At 76.4% G+C, this 23,504-nt stretch carries 19 protein-coding genes and 1 riboswitch; of the genes, 5 read left to right on the top strand and 14 right to left on the bottom strand.

What is annotated here, in order from left to right:
* Positions 1 to 39: 39 nt before the first annotated feature.
* From CLV92_RS21300 to CLV92_RS05735, 4 genes are read right to left on the bottom strand one after another with little or no spacing between them, the layout of a single operon-like run.
* Entirely contained in the window at positions 40 to 771 is a 732-nt protein-coding gene (locus CLV92_RS21300; protein WP_104431836.1) for an ABC transporter permease subunit, read from the bottom strand.
* Complete coding sequence (locus CLV92_RS21295) at positions 768 to 1,763, bottom strand: ABC transporter ATP-binding protein (RefSeq protein WP_158257143.1); 996 nt, start codon at positions 1,761 to 1,763, stop codon at positions 768 to 770. Before CLV92_RS21295 ends, CLV92_RS21300 begins: the two co-directional genes overlap by 4 nt.
* Entirely contained in the window at positions 1,760 to 2,680 is a 921-nt protein-coding gene (locus CLV92_RS21290; protein ID WP_158257142.1) for an ABC transporter permease, read from the bottom strand. Before CLV92_RS21290 ends, CLV92_RS21295 begins: the two co-directional genes overlap by 4 nt.
* On the bottom strand, positions 2,677 to 3,711 hold the full coding sequence (locus CLV92_RS05735) for an ABC transporter ATP-binding protein (RefSeq protein ID WP_158257141.1): 1,035 nt from the start codon (positions 3,709 to 3,711) through the stop codon (positions 2,677 to 2,679). Before CLV92_RS05735 ends, CLV92_RS21290 begins: the two co-directional genes overlap by 4 nt.
* A gap of 85 nt (positions 3,712 to 3,796) precedes the next feature.
* Between CLV92_RS05735 and CLV92_RS05730 the strand changes: the two genes are divergently transcribed.
* Both CLV92_RS05730 and CLV92_RS05725 read left to right on the top strand, forming a co-directional pair.
* The gene (locus tag CLV92_RS05730; RefSeq protein WP_104431834.1) at positions 3,797 to 5,197 is read left to right on the top strand and encodes a dihydrolipoyl dehydrogenase family protein; all 1,401 of its coding nucleotides are present in this window, start codon (positions 3,797 to 3,799) and stop codon (positions 5,195 to 5,197) included.
* A 22-nt stretch (positions 5,198 to 5,219) separates the two neighbouring features.
* A complete protein-coding gene (locus tag CLV92_RS05725) occupies positions 5,220 to 5,630 on the top strand; it encodes a PPOX class F420-dependent oxidoreductase (protein ID WP_104431833.1) in 411 nt (136 codons plus the stop codon).
* Between the two features lie 10 nt (positions 5,631 to 5,640).
* On the opposite strand, the gene CLV92_RS05720 is transcribed toward CLV92_RS05725, so the two are convergent.
* The 5 genes from CLV92_RS05720 to CLV92_RS05700 all read right to left on the bottom strand — a co-directional run bounded on the left by CLV92_RS05720 (position 5,641) and on the right by CLV92_RS05700 (position 11,711).
* Positions 5,641 to 6,456: an exodeoxyribonuclease III gene (locus CLV92_RS05720; protein ID WP_104431832.1), complete on the bottom strand. Its 816-nt coding sequence runs from the start codon at positions 6,454 to 6,456 to the stop codon at positions 5,641 to 5,643.
* 43 nt (positions 6,457 to 6,499) lie between these two features.
* On the bottom strand, positions 6,500 to 8,059 hold the full coding sequence (locus tag CLV92_RS05715; RefSeq protein ID WP_104431831.1) for a hypothetical protein: 1,560 nt from the start codon (positions 8,057 to 8,059) through the stop codon (positions 6,500 to 6,502).
* A gap of 58 nt (positions 8,060 to 8,117) precedes the next feature.
* Positions 8,118 to 9,029, bottom strand: a complete 912-nt coding sequence (locus tag CLV92_RS05710) for a bifunctional methylenetetrahydrofolate dehydrogenase/methenyltetrahydrofolate cyclohydrolase (protein WP_245886447.1) — start codon at positions 9,027 to 9,029, stop codon at positions 8,118 to 8,120.
* On the bottom strand, positions 9,026 to 10,333 hold the full coding sequence (gene glyA / locus CLV92_RS05705; RefSeq protein WP_104431830.1) for a serine hydroxymethyltransferase: 1,308 nt from the start codon (positions 10,331 to 10,333) through the stop codon (positions 9,026 to 9,028). Before glyA ends, CLV92_RS05710 begins: the two co-directional genes overlap by 4 nt.
* Before the next feature lie 45 nt (positions 10,334 to 10,378).
* A riboswitch (ZMP/ZTP riboswitch) is annotated at positions 10,379 to 10,469 on the bottom strand.
* Between the two features lie 3 nt (positions 10,470 to 10,472).
* The gene (locus CLV92_RS05700) at positions 10,473 to 11,711 is read right to left on the bottom strand and encodes an isochorismate synthase (RefSeq protein WP_104431997.1); all 1,239 of its coding nucleotides are present in this window, start codon (positions 11,709 to 11,711) and stop codon (positions 10,473 to 10,475) included.
* 64 nt (positions 11,712 to 11,775) lie between these two features.
* On the opposite strand from CLV92_RS05700, the gene purU reads away from it, so the two are divergent.
* The gene (purU, locus tag CLV92_RS05695; RefSeq protein WP_170112719.1) at positions 11,776 to 12,633 is read left to right on the top strand and encodes a formyltetrahydrofolate deformylase; all 858 of its coding nucleotides are present in this window, start codon (positions 11,776 to 11,778) and stop codon (positions 12,631 to 12,633) included.
* 18 nt (positions 12,634 to 12,651) lie between these two features.
* Here purU and CLV92_RS05690 read toward each other — a convergent pair whose 3' ends face one another.
* The 3 genes from CLV92_RS05690 to CLV92_RS05680 form a co-directional block, all read right to left on the bottom strand.
* Positions 12,652 to 13,779, bottom strand: coding sequence for a polyamine ABC transporter substrate-binding protein (locus tag CLV92_RS05690; protein WP_104431828.1), 1,128 nt, complete (start codon positions 13,777 to 13,779; stop codon positions 12,652 to 12,654).
* Between the two features lie 225 nt (positions 13,780 to 14,004).
* Positions 14,005 to 15,219 carry an NADP-dependent isocitrate dehydrogenase gene (locus CLV92_RS05685; RefSeq protein ID WP_104431827.1) on the bottom strand — a complete coding sequence of 405 codons (1,215 nt, stop codon included), beginning with the start codon at positions 15,217 to 15,219 and terminating at the stop codon, positions 14,005 to 14,007.
* A gap of 96 nt (positions 15,220 to 15,315) precedes the next feature.
* Complete coding sequence (locus CLV92_RS05680) at positions 15,316 to 15,804, bottom strand: hypothetical protein (RefSeq protein ID WP_104431826.1); 489 nt, start codon at positions 15,802 to 15,804, stop codon at positions 15,316 to 15,318.
* 103 nt (positions 15,805 to 15,907) lie between these two features.
* On the opposite strand from CLV92_RS05680, the gene CLV92_RS05675 reads away from it, so the two are divergent.
* Positions 15,908 to 17,200 (top strand): metallophosphoesterase family protein, encoded by a 1,293-nt coding sequence (locus CLV92_RS05675; protein WP_211290894.1) that lies wholly within the window; start codon positions 15,908 to 15,910, stop codon positions 17,198 to 17,200.
* On the top strand, positions 17,197 to 20,982 hold the full coding sequence (locus CLV92_RS22795; RefSeq protein WP_104431825.1) for an AAA family ATPase: 3,786 nt from the start codon (positions 17,197 to 17,199) through the stop codon (positions 20,980 to 20,982). Before CLV92_RS05675 ends, CLV92_RS22795 begins: the two co-directional genes overlap by 4 nt.
* 64 nt (positions 20,983 to 21,046) lie before the next feature.
* On the opposite strand, the gene CLV92_RS05665 is transcribed toward CLV92_RS22795, so the two are convergent.
* Together CLV92_RS05665 and CLV92_RS05660 are read right to left on the bottom strand one after the other, a co-directional pair.
* Positions 21,047 to 22,246, bottom strand: a complete 1,200-nt coding sequence (locus CLV92_RS05665; RefSeq protein WP_104431824.1) for a glycosyltransferase family 4 protein — start codon at positions 22,244 to 22,246, stop codon at positions 21,047 to 21,049.
* Between the two features lies 1 nt (position 22,247).
* Positions 22,248 to 23,396 carry a lysylphosphatidylglycerol synthase domain-containing protein gene (locus tag CLV92_RS05660; RefSeq protein WP_158257140.1) on the bottom strand — a complete coding sequence of 383 codons (1,149 nt, stop codon included), beginning with the start codon at positions 23,394 to 23,396 and terminating at the stop codon, positions 22,248 to 22,250.
* Positions 23,397 to 23,504: the final 108 nt, after the last annotated feature.

Genomic DNA, 23,504 nt, shown 5'->3' with positions numbered 1-23,504 from the left:
AGCCGCTCGTCGTGGGCGGCTGCGGGGCGGGCCGGTGCCTCAGCCCGTCGTGACGTCCATCCGGTGCAGGCGCACCCCGCTGAGCGCCCACGTCCCCGCCACCACCGCCAGCAGCACCACCACCGCCCACGGCGCCGAGAGGGTGGAGACCACACCCGTCTGCACGTCGTCCGGCAGCGCCAGCTCCGCCACCCGCCGCGCGTAGGAGCCCACCGACAGCCCCCGCAGACCCGGCGACAGCCCCGCCAGGAACCCCTCCCACAGCACCACGTACGCCAGGCCCGCCAGCAGTGCCCGCCGCGTCAGCAGCGACAGCAGCACGAACAGCCCGCAGTAGGCACCCGCCGCCAGCGCCGTCGCCAGCAGCACCCCGCCCACCACCGGCACCAGGGGCTGGTTCACCGAGGCCGCGAACACGATGCACGCCACGCTCGCCGGCAGGCACACCAGCCACGTCGACAGCCACGCCGCGAACAGCTTCGCCGCCACCAGGTGCCAGCGCGGCCGGGCCACCCCCCGCAGCAGCGGCAGCGTCCCGCCGTCGCGCTCGTCGCCGAACGCGCCGGTGCCCAGCACCAGCGCGACCACCGGGACCACCAGGCCCACCAGCAGCTGCGCCGTCACCGTCCCCACCGCCCCGTAGCGGCCCGGCACGCTCGTGAGGAACACCACCGCCAGCACCACCGCCGCCACCGCCAGCGGCAGCAGCGCGAACGCCGCCGTCCGCCCCCGCAGCAGCACGCCCCGCAGGGCCGCCTCGAACAGGCTCACCGTCCCACCCCCCGCGCCGCCGCCGTCAGGTGCGCGAACACGCTCTCCAGGTCGTCGCCGACGGCCTCGACCCGCCGCAGCGTCGCCGCGCAGTCCCGCGCCAGCGCAGGCAGCCGCGTCGCCAGCGCCATCGCCGCCGGGGTCTCCACCACCAGCGCCTCCTCGTCGTCGGAGCGCACCCCCGCCGCCACGTCGTGGCGCACCGCCGTCACCAGCCCCTCCCCCAGCAGCACTCCCGCCAGGGCCGCCACCCCCCGCCCCGCCAGCCGCAGCGTCCGCGGCCGGTCCGTCATGAGGTCGCGGATCGCCGCCGGCTCCCCCTCCGCGACGAGGCGGCCGTTCACCACGACCAGCACCTCGTCCGCCATCCGCTCGACCTCGCCGAGCACGTGGGAGGACACCAGCACCGTGCGGCCCTCCGCGCCCAGCGCCCGCACCAGCTCCACGTCGGCGCGCCGCTGCACCGGGTCCAGCCCGTTCAGCGGCTCGTCCAGCAGCAGCACCTCCGGGTCGTGGGCCAGGGCCTGCGCGAGCTTCACCCGCTGCCGCATGCCCTTGGAGAAGCCACCCACCCTGCGGTCCGCCGCGTGCGAGAGCCCCACCCGCTCCAGCGCCGCGCCGGCGGCCGCCCGCGGATCCGCCACCCCGCGCTGCTTCGCCAGCAGCGCCACGTTCTGCCGCGCCGTCAGGTACGCCCAGGTGCCCTCCCCGTCCGGCACCACCCCCAGGCGCCGGTGCACCGCCAGGTCCGAGTGCGGGTCCACCCCCAGCACCCGCACCTCCCCCTGGCTCGGCCGCGCCGCCCCGGACAGCAGCGACAGCACCGTGGACTTGCCGGCGCCGTTGTGCCCCAGCAGCCCCGTCACCCCGGGGCGCAGGGCGAAGCTCACGTCGGAGAGCGCGACCGTGTCCCCGAACCACTTGCTCGCCGCGCGCACCTCCACCGCGGCGTCCAGCGCCGTCCGCCCGGGCACCGCCGTCGCACCGCTCACGAGTCCCGCCCTCCCCGGTACCGCAGCCACAGGCCCAGCGAGCCACCGCCCACCACGACCCCCCACATCCCCCAGGCCAGCGCCCCGGAGCCCTCCATCGGATCCCCGAGCACGCGGGTCGCCAGGCGCATCGGCCCGCTCGCCGGGTCCAGCCCCAGCCAGCCGTCGTCGCCCAGCACGTTCGCCAGCAGCACCGCCAGCGCCGGCCCCACCAGCACCACCGCCAGGTAGCCGCCGACCGCGAACACCCGGCGCGACGTCAGCGAACCCACCAGCAGCCCCAGCACCGCGTGGAACCCGCCGACCACCAGCGCCGCACCCACCAGCCGGGGCAGGTCCCCGGCGTGCTCGGCGAGCCACTCCCCCGGCGCGTCCGCGCTGATGACCGAGCCCCCGAACAGCACCAGCAGCGGCCCCAGCACGATGATCAGCACCAGCGACAGCGCCGCCAGGGCCTTGCCGAGCACGTACTCCCCCGGCGACAGGGCCGTCGCGAAGTACAGCGACAGCACCCGGTCCCGGCGGTCGCGCGTCAGCAGCGACGGCACCGTCGTGGCGACGAACGCCAGCAGCACCATCGTGTCGGTGGCCAGCAGCGCGCTGTAGCTGAGCATCTCCAGCGGTTCCAGCGGCACGCCGGGCACCAGCAGCGGCACGGCCACCACCGCCAGCGCCGGCAGGTACGCCGCCGCCAGCAGCAGGAACGGCCACACCTTCGCACCGGCGCTGCGGCGCAGCCCCAGCGGGCGCATCACGTCGGTGCGCACCAGGTCCGCCACCGACGACGCCCGGGAGCGCAACTGCCCCGAGAACCGCGAGTAGCGGATGTCGTGCAGGACGGCGCGGGACGACTGCCGCCCGCCCACCTCGTCCCGCGTCCCGCCCGTCGCCGGGCTCCCCGTTCCGGGCACGCTCACCGCCGCACCACCGCCTCCTGCCCGCCGGGCCGCCCGGGCTCCGGCAGCGCCGGAACCCCCGCCCCCGCGGTGGTCGCCATCGCCGCCACCACCGTCTCCTCCAGTCCCGCGTCCTCGCTGCTCAGGCGCAGCAACCCCACGCGCCGCTCGGCGGCCAGGTCCCGCACCAGGTCCAGCACCCGGTCGCTGGAACGGTCGAGGCCGATGTCGCCGTCCTCCCGCGGGGCGAGCACCACCCGCTCTCCCACCGCCTCCAGCCGCTGCGCCAGGACCGCGGCGAACGCGGCGAGGTCCCCCGTCACCCGCAGCGCCACCGGGCCGCCCCGGCGCGGCGCCAGCACCACCGGGCGCTGCGCCGCCAGCCGGCCCGCGTGCACCACCACCACCTCGTCGCAGGTGCGCTCGATGTCGTCGAGCACGTGCGAGGAGGTCACGACGTGCACGCCCAGGTCCCGGGACAGGTGCCGGACGATGCTCAGCATCTCCGCCCGCCCCGCCGGGTCCAGCCCCGACGTCGGCTCGTCCAGCAGCACCAGGTCCGGGCCGTGCACCAGCGCCTGGGCCAGCTTCGTGCGCTGCCGCATCCCCAGGGAGTACGTGCCCACCGGCCGGCGCCGCTCCTCCTCCAGCCCCACCGCGAACAGCACCTCGCTCGCGCGGCGCACCGCGTCCCGCCGCCCGAGCCCGCGCAGCCGCGCCAGGTGCACGCACAGGTCCTGCGCCGACATGTCCACCGGCAGGCACGCGTGCTCCGGCATGAAGCCGATGCGCCGGCGCAGCTCCCGCCGCTGCCGGCGCGCGTCCAGGCCGAGGACGCGCAGGCTGCCGGAGTCGACGGGGATGAGGCCGAGCGCCGCGCGCATGAGGGTGGACTTGCCCGCGCCGTTCGCGCCGAGGAGGCCGGTCGCGGGGGACGTGAGCCGGACGCTGAGCCCGTCCAGCGCCCGCACGGCACCGAAGCTCCTGACGACCTGCTCGCACTCGAGCACCGGCGCCGTCGGGGGCGCCGCGCTCGCGGTCTGATGCGTCACGCCTGCCAGCCAACCACCGTCGTCCAGACGCGGGCGTCCGTCGATCGACGTGCCGTCCCTACGACCTTCGGGAAGCATCGTCCCCATGACGCAGCCTTCCAGCCGGACGTTCGACGTGGTGGTCATCGGAACGGGGTCCGGGGGCAAGATGGCCGCCCAGGAACTCGCCCGGCAGGGCCGCCGGGTGGCGGTCGTCGAGGACACCCGCGTCGGCGGCTTCTGCCCGTACCTGTCCTGCGTGCCCGCCAAGTCGATGCTGCTGTCCGCGCAGGCCGGCATCCCCTTCGACGAGGCCGTGCGGATGCGCGACGAGTCCGTGGCCCACCGCGACGACTCCGGCGCGGCCGAGGGGCTGTCGGAGGACGACGTCGAGCTGGTCCGCGGTCGCGGCCGGCTCGCCCCGGGGACCCCGCGCACGGTCCTCGTGGAGCGCGCCGACGGCGGCACGGAGGAACTGCGCGCCGCGATCGTCGTCCTCGCCGCGGGCAGCGTCTCCGCCCGGCCTCCCGTCGACGGCCTCGACGACGTCCCCGCCTGGACCAGCGAGGACGCGCTGTCGGCGATGCAGCAGCCCGAGCGGCTGGTCGTGCTCGGCGGGGGCTCGGTCGGCTGCGAGCTGTCGCAGGCCTACCAGGGCCTCGGCACCCAGGTCGTCCTGGTGGAGATGGGCGAGCAGCTCCTGCCCGGCGAGTCCCGCGAGATCGGCGATTTCATGGAGCGCACCCTGAGCGGCGGCGGCGTCGAGGTCCGCACCGGCGTCACCGCCAAGCGCGCGACGCGCAACGGCGACGGGGTGGTCCTGCACCTCGACGACGGCAGCGAGGTGCGCGCCGACCGGGTGCTCGTCGCGGGCGGGCGCAGCCCCCGCACCGGGGGCCTCGGGGTCGAGGAGGCCGGCGGGTCCCTCGGGGAGGACGGCTCCGTCCGCATCGACAGCCGCTGCCGGGTGCTGTCCCCGGCAGGGGAGCCGGTGGAGGGCCTCTACGCGGTCGGTGACGTCACCGGGGTGTCCACCTACACGCACTCCGCCAACATGCAGGCGCGGGTGGTCTCGGAGTGCCTCGCCGGCCGGGACCGGGAGGCCGACTACTCCGCCGTCCCCCGGGCCGTCTACACCGCGCCGCCTGTGTTCGCCGTGGGGATGACGCAGCGGGACGCGGAGGAGGCCGGTCACGAGGTCGACGTCGCGCGGTTCCCCCTCACCGACCTCAAGCGCGCCAACCTCATCGAGATCGGCTGCGGCGATGACGTGCCGGGCCTGGTGGAGGTGGTCGTCGACGCCCGCACCGGTGTCGTCCTGGGGGCGGCGTGCGCGGGCCGGGAGGCGGACTCGTGGGGAGCGGAGCTGGCCCTGGCCGTGCGCGCCCGCCTCGACGTGGAGCTGCTGGAGCAGCACGTCCGGGGCTTCCTCACCTGGTCGGAGGCCGTCTACCCGGCGATCGAGCAGCTGCGGGAGCGGCGGCTGGAGCGCACTACCGGCGGCTGAGCGAGGCGGACAGGATGGGGCGATGGAGATCGCCGAGGCAGTCCGCTTCCTGTCGGAGAACCACCGCGCCGTCCTGCACGTCGCCCGCCGCGACGGCGGCCCGGCCCTGTCGCCCGTGACCGTCGGCGTGGACGACGAGGGGCGGGTCTGCATCAGCACCCGCGAGACGGCGGTGAAGGTCGCGCACGCCCGCCGCACCGGGACCGCGGCGGTGTGCGCGTTCACCGATGCCTTCTTCGGGCCGTGGGTGCAGGTCTCGGGGCCCGTGGAGGTCGTCTCGCTGCCGGAAGCGATGGACCTCCTCGTGGACTACTACCGCCGCATCTCCGGGGAGCACCCCGACTGGGACGACTACCGCGCGGCGATGCTCCGCGAGCACCGCTGCATCCTGCGCATCACGCCGGAGCGGGTCGGCCCGACCGTCAGCGGGTGAGGGGCGCGGGTCAGCCGTAGGCGACGACCACCGGCGCGTGGTCGCTGAAGCGCTCGGCGTAGGACGCGGCGCGGTCGACGACGGCCTCGCCGGCCAGGGCCGCCAGCTCCGGCGTCGCCAGCTGCAGGTCGATGCGCCAGCCGGTGTCCTTGTCGAACGCCTGCCCGCGCCAGGACCACCACGAGTAGGGCCCGTCCACGCCGGGGTGCAGCGAACGCACCACGTCCACCCAGCCGAGCTCGTCGAACCAGTGGTCGTAGTGGGCCCGCTCCTCGGGGAGGAAGCCGGCCTTCTTCAGGTTGCCCTTCCAGTTCCTGATGTCCTCGTTGCGGTGCGCGATGTTGAAGTCCCCGCACACCAGCGCCGGCCGACCCGCGTCCCGCAGCTCCGCCATCCGCGCGGTCATCGCCTTGAGGAAGGCGTACTTGTCGTCCTGCTTCGGGGTGTCCGCCTCGCCGGTGTGCACGTAGACGGACACGACGGTCACGGTTCCCGCGGGGGTGTCGACGTCCAGCTCCACCCAGCGGCCGGCGCCGTCGAAGCGGGGGTCGAGGCAGGCCCGCTGCTCCCCCACCGGCAGCCGGGTGGCCACCGCGACCCCCGCCCTGCCCTTGGTGCCGGTGTCGGTGGGCTCGCAGTGGGCGATGTGCCAGCCGTCGCCGAGGGCGTCGGTGAGGATCTCGCAGAGCACCTCGTCGGGCGCGCGGACCTCCTGCAGGCACAGCACGTCCGGGTCGCGCTCGGCGAGCCAGGAGCACATGCCCCGGCGCACGGCGGCGCGGATGCCGTTGACGTTCACGGTGGCGACGGTGAGGGGGGTGGGCACGGGTCGCCAGGCTACCGGCGCCGCCCGGCGCGGACGGCCGGGATCAGGCCGGTTCCGGCGGGTCCAGGACCAGGGCGACGTATCGGCGCCACGGGTAGAGGTCCATGTGCCAGAACGAGGACCCCGCGGGGACCTCGTGCGGCTTGAGCAGGCGCAGGGAGCCGGCCACCGGGACCTCCGCGGCACCCAGGTCGCGGTGGCGGTAGTTCAGCTCCAGCAGCCACCGCCCCGCCCCGTCGGCGTCGGCCAGGGCCTTCCGGATGCCGGGCACCACCCGGGCCGGGTCGGCGAAGCCGTCGACGACGCAGTCGCAGACGTAGGCGAGGTGGCCGATCTCCCCGAACGTCATCACGCGCCGGCCCCGCAGCTCGGCGGCCAGGTCTGCCCCCATGACCTCGTAGCGGGCGGAGGTGGCGTAGTTCGTCTGGATCGGCATGACCCGCCAGGGCTGGTGCCGGGCCGCGTCCACCACGAGGGAGGCGCCGATCTGCACGAGCAGCAGGGCGGCCACCACCACGCGCAGCCGGGCGCGGCGGGCCACCAGGGCGGCGGTGGCCGCGACCGCGCCGACGGTGCCGAGCCCGAGGACGGGGGCGAAGTACCAGTGGTACGGCGGCACGCCCAGGACCACCAGCGTCAGCCAGTGCCCCGCCCCCGCGGCGGTCAGCGCCAGCCACGGCAGGGTGCGCGGCACGCCCGGCCCGGACCTGCGCCGCAGCAGCGCGACCAGCACGACGAGGGCGAGGGCGGCGAGCAGCATCGGGGCGAACGCGACGACCGCCACCGTGCCGTAGAGCTCGCGGTACCAGCCCCACCCGTTCCCCACCGTCCAGGGCCCGAAGCTGCCCTGCTGGGTCTTGATGAGGAACGTGTCGGGGATCGCGGTGCCGAGCGCGTACCAGCTCCACGACATCCACGACAGGGCCACGGCCAGCGCGGGCAGCACGGCCAGGTGCAGGCGGCGCAGCACCGGCGGGCTCAGCAGGGCCAGGAGCACCAGCGTCGGGCCGGCGTCCATGCGGGTCAGGAAGACCGCCCCGGCGAGCAGCCCGAACAGCACCGGGCGTCCCGCTGCGCCCGCCAGCGTCGCCGCCGCCAGGAGCAGGACGAGCAGGCCGCTCTCCATGCCGGTGACGCTGAGCAGCAGCGGCTGCACGACGACCGCGGCCGCGGCGGCGGGGCCCGTCCACACCGGCAGGTGCGTGCGCCGGGCGAGGGCGCTCAGGACGGGGACGAGGCCGGCGCTCACCCCGACGTGCGCGAGGGCCAGGGCGGTGAACGGGTCGGCGGTCAGCGACGTCAGGCCCGCCAGCACCAGCACCCACAGCGGGGAGGTGGCGGTGGCGGAGGGGACGTCGGACAGCAGCCCCCACGTTCCGTGCTCGGCCAGGTTCCGGGCGTAGGTGAGGGTGATGTAGGCGTCGTCGATGAGGGCGCCGCGGGTGACCCACGCGGCGCACGCGGCGAGCAGGGCCACCAGCAGCGTGGGCGCGAGGAGGCGCAGCAGCCGCACGGGCAGGGGCGGGGCGACGGCCACGGCGGCCCCCCGCTTCAGGGGGGCCGCCGTGGCCGGGCCGTCGAGGAGAGCGCCCGGTTCGATCACACGCGGATCCAAGCAGACGCCGGGGCGATCCGGTCCCTTTCAGTGCGCACGAGGGCCGTCAGCGCAGCCCGGCAGCGCGTTCGGCGGTCTCGACCACGTTGGTCAGCAGCAGCGCCCGCGTCATCGGCCCGACCCCGCCGGGGTTGGGCGCGAGCCAGCCCGCGACCTCCGCCACGGCCGGGTCGACGTCGCCGGCGAGCCTGCTCCTCCCCGTCTCGGGGTCGAGGACCCGGGAGACGCCGACGTCGAGCACGGCGGCGCCGGGCTTGACGTGCTCGGGGCGCACGAGGCCCGCCACCCCCGCCGCGGCGACGATCACGTCGGCGCGGCGCAGGTGCGCGGCGAGGTCGCGGGTGCCGGTGTGGCAGAGGGTCACGGTGGCGTTGACGCCGGCGCGGGTCAGCAGCAGCCCGATGGGCCGGCCGACGGTCACGCCCCGCCCCACGACGACCACCTCCGCACCGTCCAGCGGCACGTCGTGGCGGCCCAGCAGGTCGATCACCCCGCGCGGGGTGCACGGCAGCGGCGAGGTGACGTCCTCCCGGACGCGCAGGACCAGGCGCCCGAGGTTGGTCGGGTGCAGGCCGTCGGCGTCCTTGTCGGGGTCGACCAGCTCCAGGACGCGGTTGGCGTCCATGCCCTTCGGCAGGGGCAGCTGGACGATGAACCCGGTGCAGGCGGGGTCGGCGTTGAGCCGGGCGATCTCGCTCTCCACCTCCGCCTGGGTGGCGGTGGCGGGCAGCTCGACCTGGATCGAGGCGATCCCCACCTCGGCGCAGTCCCGGTGCTTGCCGCGCACGTAGCTGGCGCTGCCGGGGTCGTCGCCGACGAGGACCGTGCCGAGGCCGGGCACGACGCCCCGCTCGCGCAGGGCGGCGACCCGCCCGGTGAGGTCGTCCTTGACGGCCGCGGCCGCGGCCCGGCCGTCGAGGACGACCGCCGTGGTGGACTGCACGGCCGGCTCCGTCACGCGCTCACCTGGGCGGGGGTGGAGGGGTAGAGCGGGAACTGCTCGGTGAGCTTGCGGACGCGGGCGCGCAGGGCGTCGGCGTCGAAGCCGGGCTGAAGGGCGGCGGCGATGACGTCGGCGACCTCGGTGAACTCCTCCGCGCCGAAGCCGCGGGTGGCGAGCGCCGGGGTGCCGATGCGCAGGCCGGAGGTGACGCGCGGCGGGCGCGGGTCGAAGGGGACGGCGTTGCGGTTGACGGTGACGCCGACCTCGTGGAGGCGGTCCTCCGCCTGCTGCCCGTCGAGGGCGGAGTTGCGCAGGTCGACGAGCACGAGGTGCACGTCGGTGCCGCCGGTGAGGACGGAGACGCCCGCGTCGACGGCGTCCTTCTGCATGAGGCGCTCGGCGATGATCTGCGCGCCCTCGAGGGTGCGGCGCTGGCGGTCGCGGAACTCCTCCCCCGCGGCGAGCTTGAACGCGACGGCCTTGCCCGCGATGACGTGCATGAGCGGGCCACCCTGCTGGCCGGGGAAGACCGCGGAGTCGATCTTCTTGGCGAACTCCTCGCGGCAGAGGATGACGCCGGAGCGGGGACCGGCGAGGGTCTTGTGGACCGTGGAGGTCACGACGTCGGCGTGCGGCACGGGGCTGGGGTGCAGGCCGGCGGCGACGAGGCCCGCGAAGTGGGCCATGTCCACCATGAAGTGGGCGCCGACCTCGTCCGCGATGGCGCGGAAGGCGGCGAAGTCGAGGTGGCGGGGGTAGGCCGACCAGCCGGCGATGATCAGCTTCGGGCGGGCCTCGAGGGCCTTCTCGCGCACGACGTCCATGTCGACGCGGAAGGTCTGCGGGTCCACGCCGTAGGCGGCGACGTCGTACAGGCGCCCCGAGAAGTTGATCTTCATGCCGTGGGTGAGGTGGCCGCCGTGGGCGAGCTCCAGGCCGAGGATGCCGTCGCCGTGGCGGATCAGCGCGTGCATCGCCGCGGCGTTGGCGGTGGCGCCGGAGTGCGGCTGGACGTTGGCGTGCTGCGCGCCGAAGAGGTCCTTCACGCGGGCGATGGCGAGCTGCTCGGCCACGTCGACGTGCTCGCAGCCGCCGTAGTACCGCTTGCCGGGGTAGCCCTCGGCGTACTTGTTGGTCAGGGCGGAGCCCTGCGCCTCGAGGACCGCGCGGGGGGCGAAGTTCTCGCTCGCGATCATCTCGAGGGTGTCGCGCTGCCGGCCGAGCTCGGCGTCGAGGACCGCGGCGATCTCGGGGTCCACCTGGGCGAGCGGGGCGTCGGTGAGCTGGGCGGTCGTGGCGTCGGGCAGGACGTCGGTCACGGGGTCCTCCGGGGCATCTCGGCGGTCGGGTGCGCTGTCGGTGGCGACCAGGGCCCAGGCGGACGACCCGTCAGTCGGTGTGCCTCGTGCGCCGCTCCCCGGTGGTGACCCACCTTCGCCAGTCGCGACTGCGCCCAGGTTAGCCGACGGCGCGGCCCGTTCCGCCGGATCCGGCGACGCTCCCCCGTCCGGAGGCCACCCCGGCCTCGATGCCCAGGGCGTCGAGCACGGTGCGCAGCTTCGCGCTGGTCTCGGCCAGCTCCGCCTCGGGGTCCGACCCGGCGACGATGCCCCCGCCGGCGAACAGGCGCAGGCGGTTGCCGGCCAGCTCCGCGCAGCGCACCCCGACCGACCACTCACCGTCCCCGGCGCCGTCCTGCCACCCGATCGCCCCCGCGTAGCAGCCCCTGTCGAAGCCCTCCAGCTCCGCGATGAGGGCGACCGCGGCGTCGCGGGGGGTGCCCGCGACGGCCGGGGTGGGGTGCAGCGCCGCCACGAGGTCGGCGGACGTGGTGGCGGGGTCGCGCAGCCGCCCGGTGATGGTGGTGGCCAGGTGCCAGACGGCCGGGGTGGCGAGCAGCTCGGGAGCCGGCGCCCGCACCTCCGTGCACAGCGGGCGCAGGGCCTCCACGATGGCCTCCACGACGAAGTCGTGCTCGCGGCGGTCCTTGTCCGAGCCGACCAGCCGGGCGGCGCGGGTCGCGTCCACCGCCGGGTCGGACGAGCGCGGCTGGGAACCGGCCAGGGGCACCGACACCACCTCACGGCCGCGGCGGCGCACCAGCAGCTCCGGGGTCGCGCCCACCAGCCACGTCCCGGCCGGCGCCGGCAGCGGCACGGCCAGCACCCGGGCGGTCGGGTTGGCCGCGGCGAGGCGCTCCACGACGTCGGCGACCGCGGGTGCGTTCCGCAGGCGCACGTCGACGGAGCGGGCCAGCACCACCTTCGCCAGGTCCCCGGCGGCGATGCGCCGCACCGCGTCGGCCACGGCCTGCCGGTGCTCCTCCGGCGAGGGCCGGGGGGTCGAGCGCAGCACCTGCAGGCCCCCGCCGCCGGGCACCGAGGGCGGGACCGCGGCGCCGCGGCGGTGGCTGCGGGGCAGCCGCAGGACGTCGGTGGCGATGGCGAGGGCACCGGGTGCGGCGGGGTCGAAGGGCACGGCACCGATCGCCAGGGAGCCGGCGGGGGCCGCCGCGAGCTCCTGCGCCAGCCCTGCGAGCTGCTCCCGCCCGCTGCGCCCCGCGACCGGCGTGCGGCGGGCACCGACCAGCAGCTCCTCCGGCGAGACCAGCACGGCCGCGTCGCGCTCGAGGGCGGCGGTGACCTGCGGCGGCAGGACTCCCCCGCCACGACCGGCGGGTCCTCCGGGGCTGCTCACCGCCGTCCTCCCGCTGCCTGCACCGCGCACACCCTCGACACCCCAGCACCCTAGGCTCACGCAGGTGACCGACCGATCCCGGGTTCTCACCCTCTCCTGCCCGGACCGCCCCGGCATCGTCCACGCCGTCTCCGGCGCCCTGGTGGCGCTGGACGCGAACATCACGGACAGCCAGCAGTACGGCAACCCCGCCACCGGGCAGTTCTTCATGCGCGTCGCCTTCGAGGCCGACGCCTCCGACGAGGCGCTGCGCGCGAACCTGCAGGTGGTGGCCCGCCGCTTCGACCTGGCGTGGCGGCTGGTGCACGCCGAGCGCCCGGTGCGGACGGTGGTGATGGTGTCCAAGGAGGGGCACTGCCTCAACGACCTGCTGTTCCGGCAGCGCTCCGGGGCCCTGCCGGTGGAGGTGGTGGCCGTCGTGTCGAACCACCCCGACCTGGCGCCGATGGCGGAGTTCTACGGCGTGCCGTTCCACCACGTGCCGGTGGTCGCCGGGGACCCGGAGTCCAAGCCCGCGGCGGAGCGGCGCCTGCTGGAGCTCGTCGAGGCCGAGGCGGTGGAGCTGGTGGTGCTGGCCCGCTACATGCAGGTGCTCTCGGACGCGCTCTGCCAGTCCCTGGCGGGGCGCGCCATCAACATCCACCACTCGTTCCTGCCGAGCTTCAAGGGGGCGCGGCCCTACCACCAGGCCCACGACCGCGGCGTGAAGCTCATCGGCGCCACGGCGCACTACGTCACGGCGGACCTCGACGAGGGGCCGATCATCGAGCAGGACGTGGAGCGCGTCGACCACCGCTCGACCCCGGCGGACCTGGTGCGCCTGGGCCAGGACGTGGAGTGCCGCGCGCTGGCGCGCGCGGTGCGCTGGCACGCCGAGCAGCGGGTGCTGCTCGACGGCCACCGCACCGTCGTCTTCCGCTGACCGCCCCGGCGGGGGTGGTCAGCGACCGAGCTTGCTGCGCATGGCGTTGACGGCCTCGGCGATGACCGAGGTCCCCTGGTTGCTCTTCAGCCGGGTGGCGCGCGTGCGGACGTCCTCGGTGGGGAAGACCAGCTCCGGCAGTTCCACGTCGAGGCGCGCCACCTCGTCCCGCAGGCCACCGATGCAGGTGTCGTAGCCGTGCACGCGGACCTCCTCGGCGGAGGCGTCGCGGTGGAGGAGGTGGTCGATGAAGGCGTGGGCGACGTCGGGCTGGGACGCCTCGGCGAGGATGCACCAGTTGTCCATCCACATGTTCGCCGTCGGCTTCGGGTAGACGAAGCGCCACTTGGCCGGGTCGGCGGACTTGAGGATCCCCTTGCGGGCGTCGCCGTTGTAGCACTGGCTCAGCGCGTAGCGGTCCGCGGCGAGCGCCCCGATGCCGATCTTCGAGTCGAAGCCGGCGATGTGCGGGGCGAGGACGTCGACGAGGAACGGCTGGATCTGGCGCAGGGCGGCGACGTCCTCGGTGTTGGGGTCCAGCCCGCGGGCGGCCAGCACCGCGCAGCCGATCTCCAGGGGGTCCTCCAGCAGTGACGTGCGCCCGCTGGCCTCGTGCTGGGCGGCGTCGAGGAAGTCCGCCCACGACGTCAGCTCCCGCGGGATCACCGTGGTGTCGTAGACGAAGCCGGTGGCGCCGGAGTTCTTCGGCACCGACCAGCGGTTCTCCGGGTCGAACTCGAGCCCGAGGTGGGCGACGTCGAGGTTGTCGAAGTTCTTCAGCTTCGCCCTGTCCAGCGGCAGCAGCAGGCCCGCGGCGGCCAGGTCGCCCACGTAGTGGCTCGACGCGACGATGACGTCGTACTTGACCGTCCGCTTGGGGTCGAGGAGCTTGGTGACCATGTCCTCGCTGGAGTCGTAGACGTCGATCTTGACCCAGGGGGCGCCCGCGAAGGCGCTGATGTTGGCCGCCGCCACGGGGTCGGCACCGGAGAAGAGCTGGAGGGGCTCCGGCGGCGGCGCCGTCGCCGGGGCCGAGCCGGTCTGGCAGCCGGTGAGGGTGAACGCCGCACCACCGGCCAGGCCCGCCAGCACGGCACGTCGCCCGAGGGCGCCGCGGCGGTCCGCGAGCACGTTGATGTCGTCCATCTCTCCCCAACCTCCACGAGGGCCGGTGACGGTCTCACCGGTCTTCTCTCCGTGTCGGCTCGCGCAGGTCCCGCGTCGAGCGCGGTCACCCGAACGGCCGCACCGGCGGGTGAGCCGTTCGGGCTGCGCACGCGGGGCGTCGAGGGCGCCCCGACGCCCGGTCCCGGACGTGCCGGCGGCCCGGAACCCCGCGGGGTTCCGGGCCGCCGGCGACGAGCGGTCGCGTCAGGCCAGGCGGGCCTGCAGGTTCTCGTCCAGCGCGCCCAGGAACTCCTCGGTGGTGAGGAAGCCCTGCTCCGGGCCGACGAGGATCGCGAGGTCCTTGGTCATCTGCCCGCCCTCGACGGTCTTGATGACGACGTCCTCGAGGGTCTCGGCGAAGCCGGTCACCTCGGGGGTGGAGTCCAGCTTGCCGCGGTGGGCGAGGCCGCGCGTCCACGCGTAGATCGAGGCGATCGGGTTGGTGGACGTGGGCTTGCCCTGCTGGTGCTGGCGGTAGTGGCGGGTGACCGTGCCGTGCGCCGCCTCGGCCTCCACGGTGCGCCCGTCCGGCGTCGCCAGCACGGAGGTCATCAGGCCCAGGGAGCCGAAGCCCTGCGCGACGGTGTCGGACTGCACGTCGCCGTCGTAGTTCTTGCAGGCCCAGACGTAGCCGCCCTCCCACTTCAGGGCAGAGGCGACCATGTCGTCGATGAGGCGGTGCTCGTAGGTCAGCCCGGCCTTCTCGAACTGCTCCTTGAACTCCGACTCGTAGACCTCCTCGAAGATGTCCTTGAAGCGGCCGTCGTAGGCCTTGAGGATCGTGTTCTTCGTGGACAGGTACACCGGGTAGTTCCGGGCCAGGCCGTAGTTCAGCGACGCGCGGGCGAAGTCGATGATCGAGGAGTCGAGGTTGTACATCGACAGCGACACGCCCGCGCCCGGTGCCTGGAACACCTCGTGCTGGATGGGCTCGGAGCCGTCCTTCGGCGTGAAGGTCACCGTGAGGGTGCCCTCGCCGGGGAAGCGGAAGTCGGTGGCGCGGTACTGGTCGCCGAAGGCGTGCCGGCCGACGATGATCGGCTTGGTCCAGCCGGGGACCAGGCGCGGGATGTTCGAGATGATGATCGGCTCGCGGAAGATGACGCCGCCGAGGATGTTGCGGATGGTGCCGTTCGGCGAGCGCCACATCTTCTTCAGGCCGAACTCCTCGACGCGGGCCTCGTCGGGGGTGATGGTGGCGCACTTGACGCCGACACCGTGCTCCTTGATGGCGTTGGCGGCGTCGATGGTGACCTGGTCGTCGGTCGCGTCGCGGTTCTGCATCCCGAGGTCGTAGTACCGCAGGTCGACGTCGAGGTAGGGGTGGATCAGGCGGTCCTTGATGAACTGCCAGATGATCCGGGTCATCTCGTCGCCGTCGAGCTCGACGACGGGGCCCTGCACCTTGATCTTCGCCACGCCTGGTCTCCTCGCTAGGTCGGACGCCCGCGGCGGCGCGAGCGGCACATCTGTTTCGACATCAAGATACCGGGCATCGCCGTGCGGCGGCACGGCTCAGGGGCGCCAGCCCTCGCTGCGGTCGGCACCGACCTGCTCCCCGCGCCGGCGCGGGACCTCCGGCCTCGGCGCGCCCTGCCACTGCGCGGCCGGCTCCGGAGCCCAGCGCGGCTCCCCCCACACCGGCTCGCCGGGGGCCGGGGCCTCCCGCTCCACCGGTGCGACGGAGGGCGCGTCCCACGCCTCCGCCTCCCGCGCCTGCGACTCCCGGGCCACCCGCATGCCGGCCACGATGCCCTCCCGGACGCCCTCGCGCACGGCGGAGCGCACCAGCCGCGGCAGCACCACCAGGGCCACCACGACGACCACCACGAGCACCGCCGGGGCGAAGACCGACAGCAGCTGCAGCGCCACGAAGTACCAGGGCATCCCCTCCAGCCCGAAGTACCCCAGGAACGAGGAGGGCTGGACCACGTACGAGCTGCTGTAGGCGGTGAGCGCGGCATCACCGGTGGACTCGGCGAGCGCGGCGGCGAGGCTGGGCACGGGCCCGATGCTAGGCGCAGCGGCCTCGCCTCCGGGAGCCCCCGCAGGCACCGGTCGCCGCGGCTGCGGCCCGGTGTCCGCGGGATCGCCTAGCGTTCGGGCCATGCCCGCCGACCACCGCGACGCCGCGCCCGCCCCGGCGCCCGCGCGCCCGCCCTCGGCCGTGCGCATCGTGCACGCGGCGGACATCCACCTCGACTCCCCGCTGCGGGGCCTGGCCCGGCTCGGCGACGACGACCTCGCCCGGACCCTGCGTCAGGCCAGCCGCGGGGCGCTGGCCAACCTCGTCGCGCTCTGCGAGGAGCAGGGCGCCGACGTCCTCGTCATCGCGGGCGACCTCTACGACGGGACGTGGCACGACTACGCCACGGGCCGCTTCTTCACCGAGCAGATGCGCCGCCTCGCCGACTCGGGGATCCGCGTCTTCCTCGCCTCCGGCAACCACGACGCGGAGAGCCAGATCACCCACTCCCTCACGCTGCCGCCCAACGTGCACCTGTTCGACGTGGGCGCCGCCGAGACTCTGGTCCTCGACGACCTCGGCCTCGCCGTGCACGGGCAGGGCTACCGGACCAAGGCCGTCAGCGACAACCTCGCCGCCGACTACCCCGAGCGCGTCAGCGGCCTCGTCAACGTGGGCGTCCTGCACGCCGCCGTCGACGGCAGCGCGGGCGAGCACGCCCGCTACGCCCCCTGCAGCGTCGCCGACCTGCGCGCGCTCGGCTACGAGTACACGGCCCTGGGGCACATCCACGTGCGGCAGGTGCTGCTCTCCGGTGAGCACACCGTCGCCTACTCCGGCAACCTGCAGGGCCGCCACCCCCGCGAGACCGGACCCAAGGGCGCCTACGTGGTGGACCTGGAGCCCGGCGCCGAGGCGCGCGCGAGCTTCCACGCCCTCGACGTGGCCCGCTGGGAGGCGCTGGAGGTGGACGTGTCGGGCGCGCAGGACTACCCGGAGGTGCTGGAGCGGGTGCAGGCGGAGTTCACCACCGCCCGCGCGCAGGCCGGGGACAGGCCGCTCGTCGTGCGGGCCACGCTGGTGGGCACCACGCCCGCCGCGGCCCGGCTGGCGGACGCCGAGCGCCTGCGCGAGGAGGTCGGGCAGGTGGCGGCGCTCACCGGCGTCACCTGCGAGCGGGCCCGCTCGCGCGCCGCCGCCCCGGCCGCGCTGCAGCCGGTGGACGCCGACCTGCTGGCGGCCGTGCGCCGGGCGGCGGCGGCCCAGGTGGCGCAGCCGGGCGAGCTGACCAAGCCGCTGCGGCAGCTGCGCACCGAGGTCGGCCTGGACCTCGCCGAGGGCGAGCTGCTGGACCTGAAGGACCCCCGCACGCTGGCCGCCCTCGCGCAGGAGGCCGCCGCGGAGCTCGAGGCGCGGCTGGGGGGCCTGCGGTGAGCGTCCCCGAGAGCACCCGGCCCGCCGCCGGCTCCGCCGCGGCCGCCCCCGGGCACCTGGCCGAGGTCCGGCTGGAGCGCTACGGCGCCTTCACCGGCGCAGCCGTGGAGCTGCCGGCACGCGTCACGGTGGTCGCCGGCCCCAACGAGGCCGGCAAGTCGACCCTGCTGGCGGCCGTCGGGGACCTGCTGTGGGGCATCGAGGCGCGCCCGCGCTACGCCTTCGAGCACGCCCGGCAGGCGCTGCGCCTGTCCGCCCGCTGGTGCGGGCCCGGCGGCGAGCTGGAGGTGGCGCGGACCGCGCGCGGCCTGCACCGGGCCGACGCCGGGCCGGACGCCGGGCCGCTGGACCCGCCGTGGGGCGGCGCGACGGACCGGGCCGGGTGGGAGCAGCGCCTCGGCCTGTCCCACGAGCAGCTGCGCGAGGGCGGGCGGGCGGTGCTCACCGGGGGCGGGGACCTCGCGGCGCTGGTCTTCACCGCCCACCACGGCAGCGGTCTGCGCGAGGTGCTGGCCGCGCTGGAGGCGGAGGCCGAGCGGCTGTGGAAGCCCCGCGGCACGAGGGTGGTGGTCCGCGAGCGTGCGGCGGCGCTGGCGCAGGCGCGGGCGGACCTGGCGGCGGCGGAGACGCGCGCCGGCCTCGTGGCGCAGGCCCGCGAGCGTTCCACGGCCGCGGCGACGGCCGCGGCGCACGCCGACGCCGCGGTGCGCGCGGCCCGCAGGAGCGCCGGGGCGGCGGCCGCGGAGGCCCGGGACCTCCCCCGCGTCCGGGAGGTCCTGCGGTTGCGGGACACCCGCGCCAGGCTGCTCGCCGAAGGGCCGCTGCTCCTCGGGCCCGACCTGCTCGCCCACGCCGACGCCACCGCCCGTCGGCAGCAGGCGCAGGCGGAGCTGGCGGAGCTGGCGGAGGAGGCGGAGCGGCTGCGCGCGCAGCGGGCGCGGTGCTCGGTCGACGAGCCCCTGCTCGCCGCCGCGGCGGAGGTCGAGGAGCTGCGCGACGCCGCCGAGGCCCGGGCGCTGGAGGAGGAGCAGGCAGCGGCGGCCGCAGCGGAGGCGGACGCGGCGGAGGCGCAGGCCCGGCAGCGGCTGCGGGAGCTCGGGGTCGACGGCGACGCCCCGCTGGCGGCCCTCCTGGCGCGGGTGGAGGTGCCGGCGGACGTCGCCGCGGACCTCACCGCCCTCGGGCAGCGCTGCACCGAGCTCGCCGGCCGGGCCGACCACCTCGCCGAGGCGCTCGCGCAGGCCCGGGCCGCCGAGCACGAGGAGGCCGCCGCGGGGACCGGCCCCGACGAGGCCGCCGTCGTGGCGCTCGGCGACCTCGTCTCCACCCTGACCAGGGAGGGGTCCGCCGCCGCGCAGTGGCGCGCGGCGCTGACCGAGCGCGACGCGCAGGCGGCCCTCGCCCGGCGGGCCGCCGCCACGGCGGGTGCCCTCGACCCGGCGGCCGCGGTGCCCGGCCTCGACGCCGGGGAGGTGCGGCGCGAGCACGCGCTGCTGGCGGCCGCCCGCCGCCGTGCGGAGGACGCCGCAGCCGAGGCCCGGCGCTGCGCGGTCGAGGTCGAGGACGCCACGACGGCGCTGGCCGCCTCCGACCGCGGCAGCGCCCCCACGTACGAGGACCTGCGCGCGGCCCGCCAGGCCCGTGACGCGGCCTGGGGGCCGCTGGCCTCGCACGGCATCGTCATGGCGGAGGAGGCCGAGGCGCTGGGTCGCGCGCTGGCGCACCTGGACTCGGTGACGGACGCACTGCTCGCCGACGCGGACGCGGCTGCGCGGCACGAGCTGTGCCGGCGCCGGCTGGCCGCGGCGCGGGCGGAGGCGGCGGAGGCGGGCGCGGCGCAGGAGCGGGCCGAGGCGGAGTGCTCCGGCCTGGAGGCCGCCTGGGCGCGGCGCTGGGCCGGTGCGGGCCTCTCACTGCCCGCCGACGAGGAGGTCCCCGACGTCCTGCGCGCCCTCGGCGAGGCACGCGAGGCGGCCGCTGCGGCGACGGCCGCGGAGCAGCGGGCCTCGGCGCTGCGCGGCGACGTGGACGCCCAGCGCCTGCAGCTGCTGGCCGTGCTCCGCTCCTGCGGGGACTCCCCCGACGGACACCCGGAGGGCGCGGGCAGCGCACCCGACCTCGACACCGCGCTCGTCCGTGCGCAGCGCGTGCTCGCCACCGCCGACGAGGCGCGGGAGCAGCGGGCGCTGGCGCGCGAACGCGGCTTCGCGCGGCGGCGGGCCGAGGAACGCTGGCGCGCTGCGGCGGAGGAACTGGCCGGCGCGGAGAGCGCGTGGGAGCGGGCGGCGGCCGCCGCCGGGCTGCCGCCGGCAGTGCGCCCGCCCGGCTGGGCGCAGCGCCTGCGCGTCCTGGAGGCGGCGGCCGCCGCGACGGCGCGCGCCGGGCAGCAGCGGGACCTCAGCCGCCGCCTCGCCGAGCGCGTCGCGCGCTTCGAGGAGCAGGTCGGCGAGCTGGCCGCCCGGCTGTCCACCGGCACCGGGGCCGACACGGACACCGGCTTCGACACCGGCACGGACACCCGGGCGGACGCCGGAGCCGGCGCTCCCGCCGGGGCCCGTGCCCGCGCGGTGGTGGCGGAGCTGAGCCACCGGCTCTCCGACAGCCGCGCCGATGCACGGGTGGCGGCGGACCTCGACGAGCGACTGGCGGCCAGGGCGCAGGACCAGGCGGCGGCCGCTGCGGCCCTCGCGGCGGCCGACGCCGACCTCACCGGCCTGCTCGGCGCGGCCCGGTCACTGCGGGAGGGCGCCGGGCCGGCGGCCGTCGAGCTCGACGGCACCGCGGCGCTCGCGGGAGCGGCGGAGCGCGGGGAGCAGGCGCAGCGGCTGCAGGAGGCCGAGTCGGCGCTGCTGACCCGCCTCGCCGAGGACCACCCCGACGTGGAGGGCCTGCTGCACCGGCTGCGGGAGCGCGACGACGTGGACGTGCGCACCGACGCCGAGCAGCTCGGGGCAGCCAGGGAGGAGGCCGAGGAGGCCTACACCGCCGCCCAGCAGGAGCTCGGCTCCGCGCGGGCGGAGGTCGCCCGGCTGGAGGGCGCCGGCGACGCCAACGTGCTGGCGGCGCGCGCCGCGGAGGCCCTGGCGGCCCTCGCGGAGGCCACCGAGCGCTACGTGGTGGTCGACCTGCAGCGGCGCCTGCTGCGCGAGCAGCTGGAGGAGTTCGCCGCCCGCCGCGCCAACCCCCTGCTGGAGGAGGCCGGGAAGCTGCTCACGGCGCTGACCGACGGGCGCTGGACGGGGCTGTCCGCCGGCGACGACGGCGGGCAGCGGCAGCTGCTGGTGCACCGCGGGGACGGGCTGGAGGCCGTGGCGGGCCAGGGCCTGTCGGAGGGGACGGCGGACCAGGTGTTCCTCGCACTGCGGCTGGCGGCGATCGCGCAGCAGCACCGCGGCTGGCGCGCCGCCGGTGCCGCCGGGCTGCCCGTGGTGCTCGACGACGTGCTCATGACGTTCGACGAGCACCGCGTCGCCGCCGCGCTGCGGGTGCTGCGCAGCCTCGGGGAGGACCTGCAGGTGGTCCTGCTGACGCACCACCTGCACGTCGCGGACGCCGCCCTGGCGCTCGGCGAGGGCGTGGCCGTCACCTCCCTGCCCGGCCCGGGCCGGCTGTCGCGGGACGGCGCCACTCCCCCGGCCCCGCGCCGGGAGTCCGGCGGGGCCGGCGTGGAGGCCCAGCTCGTCCGGACCTGGGCGCGGCAGCAGGGCATCGAGGTCTCGGCCAGCGGGCGCGTCGCCGGCGAGGTGGTGCGCCGGTACAAGGAGGCCCACGGCCTGGGCTGAGCAGACGGCCCACGGCCTCGGGCGGCCTCGGGCGGGCTCGCGACCGACGCCCGCCGGGTCCCGGTCAGCGCCCCCCGGCGGATCGCCCGGCGAGCACGCCGGGCTGGTGGACGGGGCCCGCCGGCAGGTCGATCACGCGTCGCGGCCACGGCACGACGGGTGGCGCCCCGGCCGCCGTGTACTGCGCCAGCCCGGCCCGCAGCACCTGCGGCCACGTCATGGCCGGCTCGGTGCCGAGGTTGTGGGCGCGCACGGCCGCCAGCACCTCCGGCTGGGCGGCGATCCGCGAGACCACCGCCGCCATGTCGTCGTCGTCGCGCGCCAGGAAGCCCTCCACCCCCGGGCGGACGAACTCCTCGACGCCGCTGCCGGCGAAGGCCACGACCGCCAGCCCCGCGCAGCGGGCCTCCAGCGCGGCCAGGCCGAAGGACTCCAGGCGGGCTGGAGCCAGGTAGACGTCCCCGCGGGCGAGGACGTGCCGCACCTCCTCGCGGGTGCAGCGGCCGGGCATCTCCACCCAGCCGGCCATGCCGAGGGCGCGCACGCGGCGTCGGGCCGCCGCCCACATCGGGCCGTCGCCCATGAGCACGGCACGCAGCTCGACGTGCGGCCCGACGTCGCGGCGCACCGCCGCCAGCAACCGCAGCAGGGCGTGGGGGCGCTTGCGGCGCGCGAAGCGCAGGGCGCTGACGAGGGTGACGACCTCGCGGCCCGCACCGGGTGGGCGTGGGTGGGGACCGGGGCGCCACAGCGCGGGCTGGATGCCGTTGTGCAGGACGCTCACCGGCTGCCCGAGGGCCTCCTGGAGGGGCCGGGCCGCCACCCTGCTGACGGCGGTCCAGCGGATCCCCTCGACGACGGCTGGCCCCAGCGCCCGGCGCATGCCGGTGGTCGCTGCCCCGTCGCGCACCATCGAGTGCAGCGTCGCCACGACGGGCAACCCCAGCCCCCGGGCCTGCCGCGCCGCCGCCCACGCCAGGGGGGAGACGACGGAGGAGTGCACGTGCACGACGTCGGCCTCCGCCGCCTCGAGGGCGGAGCGCAGGAGGGCACCGGGGCGGCGCGGGTCCAGCAGGTCGCGCGGGGCCAGCCGCACGACGCCCACCTCGGTGCCGTCCTCGGTGCCGGGCTGCGCCGCGGGGGTCGCGGTGAGGACGCGCACGTCGAGGCCGGCGGCGCGCTGGACGGCGGTGAGGTCGTGCACGTGCGTCTCGATGCCCCCCAGCCGGGGCAGGTAGCAGTCGCTGACGTGGAGGACGCGCACGTCACGCGCCCTTCGCGGCGCGCACGCGCGAGCGCCGCGCCAGCAGCCAGCCGGCGAGCGCGAGACCCCCCACCGGGATCTCCAGGAGCACGACGAGGACGCGGTAGAGGACGATCCCGGCCACGGCGGCGGAGGCCGGGACTCCCCCGGCGACGAGGACCGCGGCGCTGCCCGCCTCCGCGAAGCCGGTGCCGCTGGGCGTGATCGGCAGCATGGTGGCGAGGCGGTCGACGGCGAAGGCGGTCAGCACCACCGCCCAGGCGGCGCCCACGCCCACGGCGGCGAGGCAGGCGGCCAGCAGCAGCGCCTGCAGCAGCAGGTAGCCGAGGGAGCCGGCCGTGAAGTCGCGCCACCCGTGGCGCAGGGTGCCGAGGGTCTCGCGCCGGAAGGCGGGCAGGTCCACGGCCGTCGGCCGCGGCGCGGGGATGCGCCGCAGCCGCGACCACAGCCGCAGGGACGCGCCCGCAGTGGCCTGCAGCGCACGGCCGAGGGCGACGGACGCCCGGTGGCTCGCGACGAGCACGCTCACCAGCAGCGTCGCGACACCGCAGGTGACGAGGAGCGCCCGGAGCCCGGGCAGTGGCGCGTCGCCGGTGGCACGCATCCCGAGCAGCGCGACGGCCAGGACGGCGCCGGCCACGAGGACCTTGCTCACCACGTCGACCACGTTGCTCACGACGGTGAACGAGGCGGTCGCGCGGCGGCTGTGGCCCCACGAGGTGGTCATCGCGGCATTCAGCGCGACACCGGCCGCCCCGCCGAGCGGCAGGACGTTGGCGACGGCGCTGCCACTGAGGTTGAGCAGCAGCGCACGCCGGCGGGTGAGGCCGGGCAGGGAGGCGGTGAGCACGCGCGAGTAGCACCAGAGGCCCGCGGCCCAGAGGAGGACGAGGCCCGGCACCACGAGGGGGTGGACGCCGGAGACGACTCCGGCCACGGCCGCCCAGCTGGTGCCGGTGGCGCGCGGCACCAGCGCGACGAGGACCACCGCGACGGTGAGCGCCGCCGCCGACAGCAGGAGCCCGCGCAGCCCGCGGGACCGTCCGGCGTCGGGCGTCGGACGCGCGGCCGGGCCGTCCAGCTCGGGGTCCCAACGGAGCGCGGACGGCGGGTCCTGCACCGCGAGGGGCCCTGCGGGGTCGTCGATCAAGGCGGCTCCTGCTCTCGGTGCGCAGCCCGTCGCGGGTGACGGGCTCGCGGGTGGCGGGGGTGCCGCCGGCGTCCACGGTACGAGGTAGCGCGGCACGCGCGATCCAGA

This window comes from Kineococcus xinjiangensis (assembly GCF_002934625.1).
In the GTDB taxonomy this organism is placed as follows: domain Bacteria; phylum Actinomycetota; class Actinomycetes; order Actinomycetales; family Kineococcaceae; genus Kineococcus_A; species Kineococcus_A xinjiangensis.
This window is presented reverse-complemented; position numbering and strand designations above follow the sequence as displayed.

Excerpts from the sequence above, each read along its gene's own strand:
- CLV92_RS05690 (WP_104431828.1), bottom strand. The coding sequence starts at position 13,779 with ATGGACGACATCAACGTGCTCGCGGACCGCCGCGGCGCCCTCGGGCGA.
- CLV92_RS05675 (WP_211290894.1), top strand. The coding sequence starts at position 15,908 with ATGCCCGCCGACCACCGCGACGCCGCGCCCGCCCCGGCGCCCGCGCGC.
- CLV92_RS05725 (WP_104431833.1), top strand. The coding sequence starts at position 5,220 with ATGGAGATCGCCGAGGCAGTCCGCTTCCTGTCGGAGAACCACCGCGCC.
- CLV92_RS05730 (WP_104431834.1), top strand. The coding sequence starts at position 3,797 with ATGACGCAGCCTTCCAGCCGGACGTTCGACGTGGTGGTCATCGGAACG.